The organism is Hydrogenovibrio halophilus DSM 15072, from assembly GCF_000384235.1.
Lineage (GTDB): Bacteria > Pseudomonadota > Gammaproteobacteria > Thiomicrospirales > Thiomicrospiraceae > Hydrogenovibrio > Hydrogenovibrio halophilus.
Map to the genome: position 1 here is coordinate 998,105 of NZ_KB913033.1, position 13,680 is coordinate 1,011,784.

The following is a 13,680-nucleotide window of genomic DNA, read 5'->3' on the forward strand; positions in this document are numbered from 1 at the left end:
GGGCTGGTGTTTTCTCAGGCCGCTTTGATCCCGGTATGACGGAGCAAGGCATCGATTTTGGGTTCGCGTCCGCGGAATTGTTTGAACAACGCCATTGGATTGACCGAACCGCCTGCGGCCAGAATGGTGTTTTTAAAGCGCGCGCCCGTGTCCGGGTTCAGAATCCCGGTTTCTTCAAACAGACTGAAGGCATCCGCCGACAGCACTTCGGCCCATTTGTAGCTGTAATAGCCCGCAGCGTAGCCCCCGGCAAAAATATGCGCAAAGCTGTGTGGAAAGCGGTGATAAGCCGGTGGTTTGACCACGGCGACCTGCTCTCGCACCTTGTCCAGATGCGCCAGAATCGCCCGGCTGTCTTCGACTGGCTCGGCGGCATGCAAACCAAAATCAAACAGCGAAAATTCCAGTTGGCGCACCATCATCATCGCCGACTGAAAACCGCGGCTTTCACGCAAACGGGCCAGCCATTCGTCCGGCAAGGTTTCGCCCGTGTCCACGTGCGCGGTCATCAGGTCGATGCCTTCACGTTCCCAGCAGAAGTTTTCCATAAACTGCGACGGCAACTCCACCGCGTCCCAGGGCACACCATTGATCCCGGAGACATCAAAATGCTCCATTTCAGTGAGCATGTGATGCAAGCCGTGACCGAATTCATGAAACAGGGTGGTGACCTCGTCATGGGTCAGACACGCCGGCGTGTCACCCACCGGCGGGGTGAAGTTGCACACCAGATACGCCACCGGCACCTGCAAACCGTTTTTGGGATCCTGCCAGCGACTGATCGCCGAATCCATCCAAGCGCCGCCGCGTTTGTGTTCGCGCGCATACAAATCCAGATAGAATCCGGCTTTCAATTCGTCGGCTTCGTCCACCAATTCAAAATAACGCACCTCATCATGCCAGACCGGCACCCCACTTTTTTCTCGCACCCGCACCCCAAACAACCGCTCGGTGACCGCAAACAGGCCCTCGATCACTTTGGTCACGGGAAAATAAGGTTTCAGCGCTTCCTTGGACAGATTGAGCGTGGCTTGCTTGTATTTTTCCGAGGCATAGGCCACATCCCAAGGCAGAAAATCCTGAAGACCCAGTGCCTTTTGCGCAAAGGCTTTCAGCGCGGCCAGCTCTTTTTCCGCCTGGGGTTTGGACTGTTCCGCCAGATCGTTCAAAAATTGAAACACCGCTTGCGTGGAACCGGCCATTTTGGTGGCCAGCGACAATTCGGCAGAGGACTCAAAGCCGAGCAGTTGCGCTTTCTGGTGACGCAATTGCAAAATCTCCGGCATCAGGGGGCTGTTGTCGAATTCGGTGTTGTCGGCCTGATCGGACGCGCGGGTGGCAAAGGCCTGGTAGACTTCTTCGCGCAAATCGCGGTTGTCGGCATAGGTCATCACCGCCAGATAGGACGGAATGTCCAGCGTTACCAGCCAGCCCTTCTGATCTTTTTGCTCGGCCAATTGCGCCAGCAAACCCATGGACGCGTCCGGCAACCCGGCCAGTTCGCTTTCATCGGTCACCAGTTTTGACCAGGCCTGGGTGCCTTTGAGCACATTGTTACCAAATGCGCTGCTCAATTGCGACAACCGCTGAGAAATGCGCTTGTATTCGCCCTGTTGCTCGGCGGGCAAATCAATGCCTGAGAGTTTGAAATCGCGCAAGGCGTCTTCGATCACCTTTTTCTGCGCCAGCGAATAATGGGTATATTCCTCCGAGTGCGCCAGTTGTCTGAACTTATCAAACAGACCTTTGTTCTGCCCGATTTGCGTGCTGTAATCACTGACCATGTCCAGACAACCGGTATAGGCCTCGTGCCAGAGATCGGAATTTTTGACCCCATCCAAATGCCCAATCGGTCCCCAGACCCGTTCAAACCGATTATGCAACCGTTCCAACGGCACCACAAACGTCTCCCAAGTCGGGTCGGCGTCATCCGCCACCAACGCGTCAATCGCCGCCAGATTTTCCGAAATCACGGTTTCCACCGCCGGCGCAATGTGTTCCACGTGAAACGATTCGAATTTCGGTAATCCGCTCACGTCCAGTAGCGGGTTGGCGTCAGAAGTGTGCAGTATTTGTGCGGTCATAAATGTCCTTGTTCTTAATTCAAAATTTTCCAGAAATATCTAAAAATATCTAAAAATATCTAAAGTTATCTTAAAAATCCTTTTTAGACATTTGCCAGGATTTACCTTCTGGCTCGATCAAACCCTCCTTTTTAAGGGCCTGCAGGAGGTTCCTAACCTTATTATCTTTCTGCCGTTCATCTAAAACATCGGGAAGTTTGTCTAAAATAAGTTTGTTAATGTCTAAACGTTTCGCTTTTCCAAACTTCTCTATGTACTCGCAAATAAGCTGCTTGTAATGCTGGTCGTCTAACCCCCGGTTTCGAATATAATCAGCCTGACTTTCACTGTAAGATGCCACGCGAGCAGAGATATAAAAATTCGGCTTTCTTCCTTCAATGAAGCCTTGTCGCTTCAAATACCGGGCTTGTTCAGCCGTCAAAGGTTTTTGTTTTTGAACCCTATCTAACAAAATTATATCGTCCAAACTCAAATCAGGCATTTCCGCCAATTTTCGCGCATATTTAATATCCACCACGCGCCCGGTAATCATGACTTGTACTCGTTCATGGGATAAATCGTATTCAGGCAAAGGAAAAAAACGATCTTTCTGAATCACAAACATTTTTTTAATGCCACTACCAATCGTATCAATCATATTGAGATTGACCATTGCATCTGTAAGAAACCGGTTGCGATAACGCGGTTCAGGCGCATCCGAATGAATAACATGCTCAACGGTTCCCGGAATAAAGCTTCCAGGATTGCTAAAACACAGTCGTCCATCTTCAAATTCAACAACGGTGATCTTTCCCCCCGCTTCATAATCCTGATGAGCAATCGCATTGTTTAAAGCTTCACGAATAATATAAGGATCGTATTGATCTACCTCCTCAGGAAACAAACTCCCTTCATCCATGTAGCGGTATTTCAGATTCCTAATCTTTTTATAAACCTGTTCGGCATTGATGAGCAAAGGGCAGGAAAAGTGTTCATAATCGCGCTCCAACCCATCCCTGTCTTTTAAAAGCCAAGTAATCGTTGCAGAAGCAGGGTTTAACCAATGAGAAGACTCAGGCTTGCCTAACAATAAGATAGCCGCCCTAGTAATTTGACCATGAATTGTTAACTTAGCTTTATTAAGAAAAGTTTCGTCACTCCAACTTTCAAGCTCTCCCACCAGTTTTGAGTGTTTCTTCAAGTAAACACTGCGTGCAAGTTGAATGGCATCAGAATCTAAATCTGCCAAACTCGCCCCAACACATACGTCAGCACTCCAATCTTTTACTTGGTTTTGATTTCTAATGCGCTCCATCTCCACTATATTTAACGCACCAATAGACTCTCCATCCCGCCCATAATAATGACCGTTCCAAGCCACTGGTAACCCTTGAGGCGCGGCAGGAATTTCAAACAACAGGACACGGCCATCAGAATGCAAAACCTCATGAATGTCTATAAAACTCAACCGATTTGTCGTTTTATCAGTGATCTCTTTTTTTAGAGACTGCAAGCTTTTAGCTTCCGGGCGAAATTGAGTACCGACGACTTTTCTATTATCGTTCACGCCAAACAAGAGCCAGGCATGTTTCAAACCCTTTAAATTCGCTTCATTACTCAAAGCAGAAAAATATTTTCCGAGTTTATTGGAATCAAAGTTTTGTTTCGCTTCCTTAAATTCAATGACTTCATTTTCAGTAGAATTCGCAAGCAAAGTTTGCAGTATATTTTGTTTATTCATAAATTCTGCTCGATTAATTCAATCTCTTCTTCCGTCAATTCAAACAATTGGTAGACCGCCTGGTTGAGTTGGGTCTCGGTGGTTTGGATTTGCTGGTTTAGGGTGTCGATTTTGGCTTTTTCGGTTTCAAAATAGGCTTGCCAGTCGTTGCGTTCGGCCACGGGGATGAGCACGTCTTTGGCTTTGAGTTTGAAGCTCTTTTTGAGTTCTTTTTGCAGGGTTTTAAAGTCCCATTTCCACCAGGCCTGGCTGTTTTTATTGAGTTTGGGCGCTTTGTCGTCCGGACAGAGGTCTTCGCTCAGACGACGGGCAAAGCCCGATTCCACAGCAAAGCGCTGTTCGGTCAGGGTCTGACAGGTTTCGGCTAGCTCGGAAATTTGGGATTTTTGGCTCTCATTAACGTCAGGCATTGGAATGCGATTAAGATTTTGAGAAAACATCCTATAAAAACCGCCGCGCACAGCATCAGCGATCCCCGTCAAATAAAACCAAACCAAACCAAACTGGAGTTCAATAAACCCAAAACATAATAATTTCCAATGGGGAAAAAAGTACCCGGTATTTCCTGAAAACGACCCCTTTTGGTCCAAATGGAGCTTAGAACTGTCTGTTATGTCAGGATAAAAAATCTTCGGATTTTCAAACTCTTGAAAATAACCAACCGTGTCCTGAATTTCATACCATTGGTAAGGACCAGACTTTCGACCGGGCCACTTCTTGCCCTTTGGCCAGTCTTTTGGCTTGGGCATTAATCGTTCTTTGTACTGTTCCAGATGGGCTTTGATTCCCGGATATCGATCAATATCGGTGCCGCGCCGGGTAAAAATCAGATACCTGTCTCGAGGTTGCGCATGCCATTTTTTCAGGTCCTTGCCTTCCAGAAACGGTTTGATCAGTTCGGCGCTGTGCGGGTCTTGCGCCACAATGCGGTCGCGGGTGGCGCGGTCGATCACAAAGGCGTCATTGAGGCCGGTCAAAACCCCGCGATATGGTGAACCATAAACGTCTTTCAAGATAGGATACGGCTGACCGTCCTGATCATGGGTGAGTTTATGGCGCAGCTGATACAGACGGGCGTCTTCCAGTTGCCAACTGTCGCCTTGTAGCTGGCTTTGGACCATCACACTCTTTTCCTGCTCAAAGGTCTGGCCCAGATTGGCGGGCAGGCGGTCTTTGAGCACCAGCATCTCGGCCTGGCTGTCGGGTTGTGGCGCGCTGTTTTCAAACACCAGAATCGCCGGATAGGTGGTCACGCCTTCAAACACCTGCAAATCGCCGAAATCCACGGCGGTTTTCAGCGTGGTCTGCTCGGCCAGAAAACGACGCAGATGCGCACCGGAGCCGGTTTTGAAAAAAGTGGACGAGCTGATAAAACCGAGCTTGCCGCCGGGTTTGAGCAAGTTCATCCCCAGCTCGAAAAAGTAGGCGTACAGGTCCACCACCCCGTGATACACCTGATAATGCTCGGCCAGCCAGGGTTTGATCTCGCCCAACCGTTCCTGACGCACATAAGGCGGATTGCCCAGCACCACATCAAAGCCGCCTTGCTCAACAATGTCTGCAAAGGCCTGTTGCCAACAAAAATCCGATCCGGGCACGGGTTCGGTCACGCCCAGACTGTTGCCGGTTTGGAGATTGGCATCCAGACTGGTGAGCGCCTTGCCACGTTCGGCGGTTTTCAGCCACAGTGACAGTTTGCTGATTTCAATGGATTCGGCATTGATGTCCACCCCATAAAGATTGTGATTGAGAATCTCTTTATTGAGGTCGAATACACCGGGCTGACCGGTGAGTTCGGCCAATTTGTCGTTGATGCGCTGGTATTCGCGGTGCAGATGGTCAAACGCGGCCACCAGAAATGCGCCGGAACCGCAGGCCGGATCGACCACCTTGATCTGTTTGAGTTCGTCCTGCCAGGCGTACCAGAATTTGAGTTCGGTCTGCTTGCCTCGCTTCCACTGAATGGTCTCGTCTTTTTTCAACTGACCAAAATCTTGCAGACAGGCATGAAACCGTTCTTGAATGTGCGCGCCGAGGGTGTGTTCGACAATAAAGGTGGTGATGGCATCCGGCGTATAAACCACGCCGTGCTGTTTGCGTTTGCCTTTGACGCTTTTGGTTTTTTCAAACCGTTTGAATTGAGGCAGATCGCCGGATTCGATCTGTTCAATCAGTTCTTCCAAATCCGCAATGGATTGTTCGAAAATGTGCCCGAGGACCGTCACCGAGACGTCAGAGTCAAAATCGTATTCGGCCAGGTTTTTGAAGGATTCGCAAATGGCGTCCGACACTTGCAAGCCGTCCAGAAAGGGGTCTTGCGCAAATAGGCCGCCGTTATAGGCCGGAATCTTGAGCGCGGCATTACCCTGATCCACGGCCTTGAACAACCCTTTGAAGTTGTCGTAAATGGGGCGCGGGTTGTAGGGATCGGCGTGTTCGTAGGCTTGCTGAATGCTGTTGTCGGGAATCAGGCCTTTGTCTTCGGCAAACGCGATGAACAACATGCGATCCAGCAGTTTTTGCGCCGGTTGAATCAGATCAATGGGCTGACGGTCCGGGTTTTCCTGAATCAGATGCACAATCAGATTTTGACGAAGGACCTTGTAGTCCAGATAGAGCTGGTCGGTAATGTCCCGGTCGGCCTGATGACTCTCTTCAAGCAGGGCCTGAGTAGCTCCCTGCAAGAGGTTGTCGGCACTCAACAAGGTCACAAAGCGCCAGTATTGCTCAGGTTGATCGAGTTCGGTCAGGTCAAACCGTTCGAACACCAGTGAGGTTTCACTGACCGAATAAAGCCGGATTTCCAGGTAATTGGACACCAACACCCACTGACAACCCTTGATGTCACGGGCATATTCCCAGGCCTGCTGAACCGGGCTTTTATGTCGGCCAGACATGATCGCATCCAGGTCTTTGGTTTTGGCCCCTTTCAGCTCAAACGGGGCCAGAATCCGGTCCGATGTTTTGTCGGCATCAAAATGCCCCAGTGCCAAATCAACCGCCCCCTTGCCGCCTTGTTTGGCAATGGGATACTCACGGGCAATTGTGTAGGTGTCGTCGCTGCCATAAGGCACATACCCCAAAATATCGACCATGATCTGTTGCATGAAAGGCGCATGCAAAGCCACTTCATTTTGGGTTTGCAGATCACCGATTTCAATGCGTTGTTTCCAGGACTGAATCCCTTTTAAATGATTTTCCGGTATCGGGTTTTGCCGCAACGAATGGAGATGACGCGCAAGAATTTTGGGGTGGAAGAGCATGGACAAAACAGCCTTTTACGATCAGACAATTTCCTCATTGTACCGCAAAACCGTTTTGCCTTGACGGTGCAGGGGGAGACTGAACGCTCAACTGGCGCAGTCAGGCAGTGAGCATTAGATGACGGTGATTCAAGCCAAACAAAGAGATGTTTCCTCTATGATCAGGTCACAAAAACCCGGTTCTGAGACGGCGCAGGCGCTACCTGCAATGCATTAAATCTGATACGATTACGTCATCATCAACAGGTGGAGTCAACCGCTTGGAGTTTTCCTATTGCCACAAACTGCGACAGTCCCATCCGGCCTGGCGCTTGATGCGGGCTGACAATGCCCCCTTGATTGTCAGCTTTTTGCATCAGGTGTTTATTGCGCCCAACCGACGCAGCATCCGGCAATCCGAACTGGTCCTGATGCTGGACGATTACCTGTATCAATTGCGTTTAAGCGAAGGCGAAGACGCTTTTCCAAAAAATCCGCATCAATATCTGGAAGATTGGGCGCACAATGACAAAGCCTGGTTGCGCAAGTTTTATCCGACCCATGCCGATGAGGCCGTGTTTGATTTAACCCCCGGCACCGAAAAAGCGATTAGCTGGCTCAGCAGTCTCGATCAAGCCACCTTTGTTGGCACCGAATCCCGCCTGTTGATGCTGTTTGACCTGCTCAAGCAAATGGTGACCGGTTCTGACACCAATGCCGAACGACGGCTGGCCACATTGCAACAGCGAAAAGCCCGGATTGAAGCCGAAATACGCGCGCTGGAGAATGGTGAGGTGCCAGTGATGGACGATACCGCCCTGAAAGACCGTTTTTTGCAATTTTCACAAGTCTCAAGGGAACTGTTAAGCGATTTTCGGCAAGTCGAACAGAACTTTCGCCAACTGGATCAATCAGTGCGAGATGAAATCGCACGATGGGACGGTAGCAAAGGCCAGTTATTGGACAATGTGTTTGGTGAGCAGGACGCCATTGCCGATTCCGATCAGGGAAGGAGTTTTCGCGCCTTTTGGGATTTTCTGATGTCCAGCCAAAGCCAAAACGAACTCACCGACGGGCTGGAACAGGTCTTTCAGCTTGACGCCATTCAAAGCCTGGCACCGGACACATCGCTGAAAAAAATTCATTACGACTGGCTTGAGGCTGGAGAGCAAACCCAGCAGGTGGTCTCTCGCCTGTCGCAACAATTGCGGCGTTTTCTGGATAACCAGGCCTATCTGGAAAACAAACGCTTGATGCACAAAATCGATGACCTGTTTCGCCAGGCCTTGGAAATCAAGCCGCTTCTGCCCACCAATGCCCAGTTGCGGGGGCCCTTTTCCGATTTTATGACCCTGGACCTCCCCAAACTGAATATCGATGTGCCTATGGAACGACCCCTGTTCAAAGTGCCGCTGGTGCAGAATTTCAGTGGCCAAATCGAAACCGACACCGGCGAAGCAGTCGATATCGATGCTCTGTTTGATCAGGTGTTTGTGGATGAACTGGCGCTCAAAGAGACCATTGAACGCTCGCTGCAAACCCAATCACAAATCAATCTGCCCGATCTGTTACAAAACCATCCACTGACTCTGGGCGTGGCCGAATTGATTGGTTATTTATCACTGGCCAGTCAGGACGATGCCGACGCCCTGTTTGCCGGAGTGCTGGATGACAGCCAACAGGACCTGATTCAATGGCAAGACCTGCAAGGCCAGAATCGCCAGGCCTGGTTGCCCAGAGTCATCTACACCAGGCGGTAAAAAGATGGCTGATGTCATTTGACTGCGCACGAGTTGCCAGTTTTCAGGTCGACTGCTATACTGGTATTACTTAAGTATTACCAAAGCTTTTTAAGGGAGTAGTCATGAAGACGATTACGATTAAAGCATCGGATGACTTTGCTCGGAATCTTGTTGATTTGGCGGGACAGTTACACTTGTCGAAAAGTGAACTGATTCGCCAGGCAGTTGAGCGTTTTCGTCAGCAGCAGGAAGAGACTTTGTTAAAGAAAAAAATGCAGGCTGCGGCACAAAAAGTGCGTTCTCAGACATTGGATGAGCTGGACGATTGGGATGAGACGCTGCAAGATGGGCTCAAAGGATTGTGATGATTGAAACACAACTTCTGCGTGGTGGCGTCTATCTGGCGAATTTAAACCCCTCAAAAGGTTCTGAGCCGGGAAAGGTGCGGCCTGTATTGATATTACAGAATCACTGGCTTAATGAACTCAATCATCCGAGCGTCATCGTGTTGCCTCTGAGTACCGTTTTGATTGAAGATGCCGAGCCATTACGCTTCCGATTACAGCCTAGAGATCGTTTGCACAAAACATCGGATGTCCTCTGTGACCAAATTCGAGCCCTGGATGTTCGTCGAATCACGTCCGATTGCCTGACGCTGTTACCACCCAATGAAATGCAGCAAATTGAGCAGAATTTACAGCAAGTATTGGGCTTTTCCAATAGGCAATAACGTCAAATGTTTCAGTCGATGCAAAGCGTTTGAGGTGCCTTACAATGTGACAAGCGAAACGCCGAGGGTCGTCGATTGAGGGTTGACCGGCAAAGCACGAGAATGAGAGCGAAAAATGACACAGGAACAGGCACAAACATCGGACAATCGGTTATCAGTGGTGTTGATTACGCTGTTCAAAGGCGTGGTGTACCGTGATGAACAGACCGCTGTGTGGCAGGATTTGTTGAAACTGCAAAGCGCTGTGCGCGATTATGTGGCGGTGCTGGGTCTGGAACTCAAGCTGTTTGAAGAGGAAGGGTATGCCTGGCTGGCGCATCGTACGAGCGATCCAGATGACGGCGAACCGGCTTTGCCCAGACTGGTCACACGCCGATCGTTGAGTTTTGCGGTCAGTGTGTTGCTGGCGCTGTTGCGCAAGCGCCTGTTGGAGTTTGATGCCCTGGGCCATGACAGTCGCCTGGTCGTAAGTTTTGAAGAGATTCAGCAGGATATGCAATCCTTTTTGCCAGCGGGCAGTAACGAGGCCAAGCTGATGGATCAGTTGCAGACTCACATCAATAAGGTGGTAGAGCTGGGGTTTTTGAAAAAAATGAAACCACCGTTTGAGGGCGCACCACCAACCTATGAAGTGCGTCGGATTATCGCCGGCTTTATCGACAGCCAATGGCTGGACCAACTGCAAACGCGCCTCAAAGAATATCAGGACTATGCCCAGGGAGTCAATGAATGAGTGACTTTCAGGATACCTTGTTGGATTTTGCCGAGGACAATGCGCTGGCCGGTTTTCGTTTGCATCGGTTGGCGGTGTATAACTGGGGCACCTTTGATCACAAGGTCTATACCCTCAATCTCAATGGCCAGAATTCATTGCTCACCGGGGATATTGGTTCGGGCAAATCCACGCTGGTGGATGCGGTGACCACGTTGCTGGTGCCCGCGCACAAAATTGCTTACAACAAGGCCGCCGGGGCAGACAGCAAAGAACGCTCATTGCGCTCCTATGTGATGGGTTATTTTCGTTCCACGCGCAGCGATTTGGGCGCAAAACAGGAAGCCTTGCGAGATGCCAATGACTATTCGGTGATTCTGGGGGTGTTTTACAACGAAGGCTATGATCACTGGGTCAGTCTTGCGCAGGTGTTTTGGTTAAAGGAAGGCCAAAATCAGCCTGACAAATTTTTTGTAGTGGCCGATCAGGCGCTGAGCATCGTTGACGATTTTTCCGACTTTGGCAAGGACATCTCTGGGCTGAGAAAACGTTTCCGAGCGCGTCCTCTGGTTGAATTGTTTGATACCTACAAAGCCTACGCCGGTGCATTTCGCAAACGTTTTGGCCTGAAAAACGAGCAGGCGCTGGCGCTGTTTCATCAGACGGTGTCGATGAAGCAGGTGGGCAATCTCACCGATTTCGTGCGCCAACACATGCTCGAAGAGAGCCAGTCAACGCAAAAAGTGGACGCGCTGATTCGCCATTTTGATGATTTGAATCAGGCGCATCAACTGGTGCTCAAAGCCAAGCATCAGGTGAGTTTGCTTGAGCCCATGGTGGCAGATGGCCAACGCCATACCCAACTGCAAAACGAGCAGGCGCAATGGGAGGCCATGCGCGAAGGATTGGAAGGTTTTTTTGCCGAGCAGAAACTGGCGCTTTTGCAAAAACGCGAGCAGAGTCTACAAACCGATTTAACCCGCACGGAGGCACAGGTTGCGCAGTTGGAACGGCAAAAACAGGCGCAGCAAGGGCGGCGCGATGAGCTTAAACAGGCCATCAGCGACCACGGCGGTGATCGTTTGGCGGCGCTGCAAAAATCCATAGACGAAGCCAGAGAACATAAAAAGAAGTGTCAAAACAAATCTGAGGCATATCAGACCTTGCTGGCAGAAGTGGATTTGACGATGCCGGAAGATAACGTCGCTTTTGCCCAAGCTCGTCAAACCATCAGCGATTTAACAGAGCAAACGGAACAACAGCAAACCGAGCTTGAAGCCCAGCAAAAAGAGCTGGAGTTTGAATTTCGTCGCCACAAGCAGTCGCATGATGCACTGGATCAGGAGATTCAATCGCTCAAACAACGCAAAAACAATATTGATCAGGCGCAGATTCAAATTCGCCAGGCCCTGTGTGAGGCGCTGGATCTGGACGAAAATGAGATGCCGTTTGTGGGCGAACTGTTGCAGGTACGCGAAGAAGACCAGGCCTGGGAAGGGGCGATTGAGCGGATTCTGCACAACTTTGCCCTGTCGCTGTTGGTGCCCGATCGCCATTATACGGCTGTATCCGACTGGGTGGAACAGACCCGTTTAAAAGGTCGATTGGTGTACTATCGCATCAGACAGACCCAACAATCACCAGGCCTGGTGACTTTGCATCCGCAATCACTGGCGCGCAAAGTGTCCATCAAACCGGACAGCGAATTTTACGATTATCTGCATGGGCAATTGGCAAAACGCTTTGATTACGCCTGTTGTGAGTCGCTGGCGGACTTTCGCCGCGAAAAACAGGCAGTCACCTTGCAGGGACAGGTCAAATCCGGCGGTCAGCGCCATGAAAAAGACGACCGTCGGGCACTCAAGGATCGCCGGTTTTATGTGCTGGGCTGGTCCAATCAGGACAAGATCGCCGCCCTGAAAACCCAGGCCGACGAGTTGGAACAAACCCTGAAGGATCAATCCTCGGAAATCGCTCAATACAGCCAGCGCCTTGAGACGCTGAACCAACAGTTAAAAGCTTTGACCCAACTGAGCCACTATCAGGACTTTGACGAACTCAACTGGTCCCATTGGGCGCGTCAGCTGGATCAGTTGATGGCCGAAAAAGCCGAACTGGAAGCCAGTCACGACCAGCTGACCCTTTTGCAACGCCAGTTGGAAACGCTGGAAGACGAGATTCGCCATACCGATGAGAGCCGTAATGAACGCTATGGCGAACGGGGCGAACTCAAATCCAAACTGGAGACCCTGGCGGAGGATCGGCAACAAACACAGGCGGTATTGACCCAACAACGCGAAAGCGAACGTTTCCATGACGCCTTACGCGAGGCACTCAATCAGGCCCAAACCGATTGGCAGCTGCAGGCGCAGCGGGTGGAAAGCATTGAACCTCGCCAGAGAGCCATGCGCGAGACAATTCAATCGCAAATTGACAAGCTGCGCCAAAAATTGGAACGCCAACATACCAGACTGGTGCAGATGATTCAGGATTTTTGCCACCAGTATCCGGCGGAAACCAAAGACTTCTCAGCGGATATTGCAGGCCTGGTGGAATTTGAAGGGCTGTTGAACCAGCTGTTGGCGGACGATCTGCCGCGATTTGAGGCCCGTTTTAAAGAACAGCTCAATCAAAACACCATCAACCAGATCTCGCACTTTAAAGTCCAGCTCAAACAAGCGCAGCTGGAAATCAAAGAACGCATTGAAATTATCAATCAGTCACTGGCCGACATTGACTATAACCCGGGGCGTTTCATTCGTCTGGAATTGGCCCCCAATCCGGACCCGGAAATCAAAGCCTTTTATCAGGAACTGGAGGCCTGCACCGAAAACACCCTGACCGGTTCCCAGGACGAACAATACAGCGAGGCCAAGTTTTTGCAGGTCAAGGCCTTGATTGACCGCTTTGCCGGGCGTGAAGGCCTGGTGGATCTGGACAAACGCTGGACTGCCAAGGTCACCGATGTGCGCAACTTTTATCAGTTTTCCGCCTCCGAGCGTTATCGGGAAGACGACACCGAGCATGAACACTACAGCGACTCGGCGGGTAAATCCGGCGGGCAGAAAGAAAAACTCGCCTATACCGTTCTGGCCGCCAGTCTGGCCTATCAATTCGGCCTGGAATGGGGCGAAGTCAAATCCCGCAGTTTCCGTTTTGTGGTGATTGATGAAGCCTTTGGACGCGGTTCCGATGACTCGGCACGGTTTGGGCTGGACTTATTCCAAAAACTGAATCTGCAATTGTTGATCGTCACCCCCAAGCAAAAAATTCATGTGATCGAACCCTTTGTCGCCAATGTGGGGTTTGTCACCAACCGGGATGGCCGTGAATCGCAACTGCGCAACCTCACCATCGAACAACATCTGGAACAAAAAGCCAGGTTCCTCAACGCTTCATCCAGTGCTTCGCTTCAACCTGAGCCGACTCACTTAAATACAGACAAATAGA

The 13,680-nt window shown here is 50.5% G+C and carries 8 protein-coding genes; 5 read left to right on the forward strand and 3 right to left on the reverse strand.

Annotation, left to right across the window (positions count from 1 at the left end):
• Positions 1-14: 14 nt before the first annotated feature.
• The 3 genes from A377_RS0104800 to A377_RS0104810 form a co-directional block, all read right to left on the reverse strand.
• A complete protein-coding gene (locus A377_RS0104800; protein ID WP_019895055.1) occupies positions 15-2,084 on the reverse strand; it encodes a M3 family metallopeptidase in 2,070 nt (689 codons plus the stop codon).
• A 70-nt stretch (positions 2,085-2,154) separates the two neighbouring features.
• Positions 2,155-3,804, reverse strand: coding sequence for an RNA-binding domain-containing protein (locus A377_RS0104805; RefSeq protein ID WP_019895056.1), 1,650 nt, complete (start codon positions 3,802-3,804; stop codon positions 2,155-2,157).
• Positions 3,801-7,067, reverse strand: coding sequence for an Eco57I restriction-modification methylase domain-containing protein (locus A377_RS0104810; RefSeq protein ID WP_019895058.1), 3,267 nt, complete (start codon positions 7,065-7,067; stop codon positions 3,801-3,803). Before A377_RS0104810 ends, A377_RS0104805 begins: the two co-directional genes overlap by 4 nt.
• A 260-nt stretch (positions 7,068-7,327) precedes the next feature.
• Between A377_RS0104810 and A377_RS0104815 the strand changes: the two genes are divergently transcribed.
• The 5 genes from A377_RS0104815 to A377_RS0104835 all read left to right on the forward strand — a co-directional run bounded on the left by A377_RS0104815 (position 7,328) and on the right by A377_RS0104835 (position 13,679).
• Positions 7,328-8,806 carry a DUF3375 domain-containing protein gene (locus A377_RS0104815; RefSeq protein WP_019895059.1) on the forward strand — a complete coding sequence of 493 codons (1,479 nt, stop codon included), beginning with the start codon at positions 7,328-7,330 and terminating at the stop codon, positions 8,804-8,806.
• Between the two features lie 104 nt (positions 8,807-8,910).
• On the forward strand, positions 8,911-9,153 hold the full coding sequence (locus A377_RS0104820; RefSeq protein ID WP_019895060.1) for a ribbon-helix-helix protein, CopG family: 243 nt from the start codon (positions 8,911-8,913) through the stop codon (positions 9,151-9,153).
• The gene (locus tag A377_RS0104825) at positions 9,153-9,518 is read left to right on the forward strand and encodes a type II toxin-antitoxin system PemK/MazF family toxin (protein WP_019895061.1); all 366 of its coding nucleotides are present in this window, start codon (positions 9,153-9,155) and stop codon (positions 9,516-9,518) included. Before A377_RS0104820 ends, A377_RS0104825 begins: the two co-directional genes overlap by 1 nt.
• 115 nt (positions 9,519-9,633) lie before the next feature.
• The gene (locus A377_RS0104830) at positions 9,634-10,251 is read left to right on the forward strand and encodes a DUF4194 domain-containing protein (protein ID WP_019895062.1); all 618 of its coding nucleotides are present in this window, start codon (positions 9,634-9,636) and stop codon (positions 10,249-10,251) included.
• On the forward strand, positions 10,248-13,679 hold the full coding sequence (locus A377_RS0104835; protein WP_019895063.1) for an ATP-binding protein: 3,432 nt from the start codon (positions 10,248-10,250) through the stop codon (positions 13,677-13,679). The genes A377_RS0104830 and A377_RS0104835 overlap by 4 nt, the downstream gene beginning before the upstream one ends.
• The last annotated feature ends 1 nt before the right edge of the window (position 13,680 follow it).

Bases quoted from the DNA above. Each gene is read 5' to 3' on its own strand.
- A377_RS0104805 (WP_019895056.1), bottom strand. From the start codon at position 3,804: ATGAATAAACAAAATATACTGCAAACTTTGCTTGCGAATTCTACTGAA.
- A377_RS0104835 (WP_019895063.1), top strand. From the start codon at position 10,248: ATGAGTGACTTTCAGGATACCTTGTTGGATTTTGCCGAGGACAATGCG.
- A377_RS0104820 (WP_019895060.1), top strand. From the start codon at position 8,911: ATGAAGACGATTACGATTAAAGCATCGGATGACTTTGCTCGGAATCTT.
- A377_RS0104810 (WP_019895058.1), bottom strand. From the start codon at position 7,067: ATGCTCTTCCACCCCAAAATTCTTGCGCGTCATCTCCATTCGTTGCGG.
- A377_RS0104800 (WP_019895055.1), bottom strand. From the start codon at position 2,084: ATGACCGCACAAATACTGCACACTTCTGACGCCAACCCGCTACTGGAC.
- A377_RS0104830 (WP_019895062.1), top strand. From the start codon at position 9,634: ATGACACAGGAACAGGCACAAACATCGGACAATCGGTTATCAGTGGTG.
- A377_RS0104825 (WP_019895061.1), top strand. From the start codon at position 9,153: ATGATTGAAACACAACTTCTGCGTGGTGGCGTCTATCTGGCGAATTTA.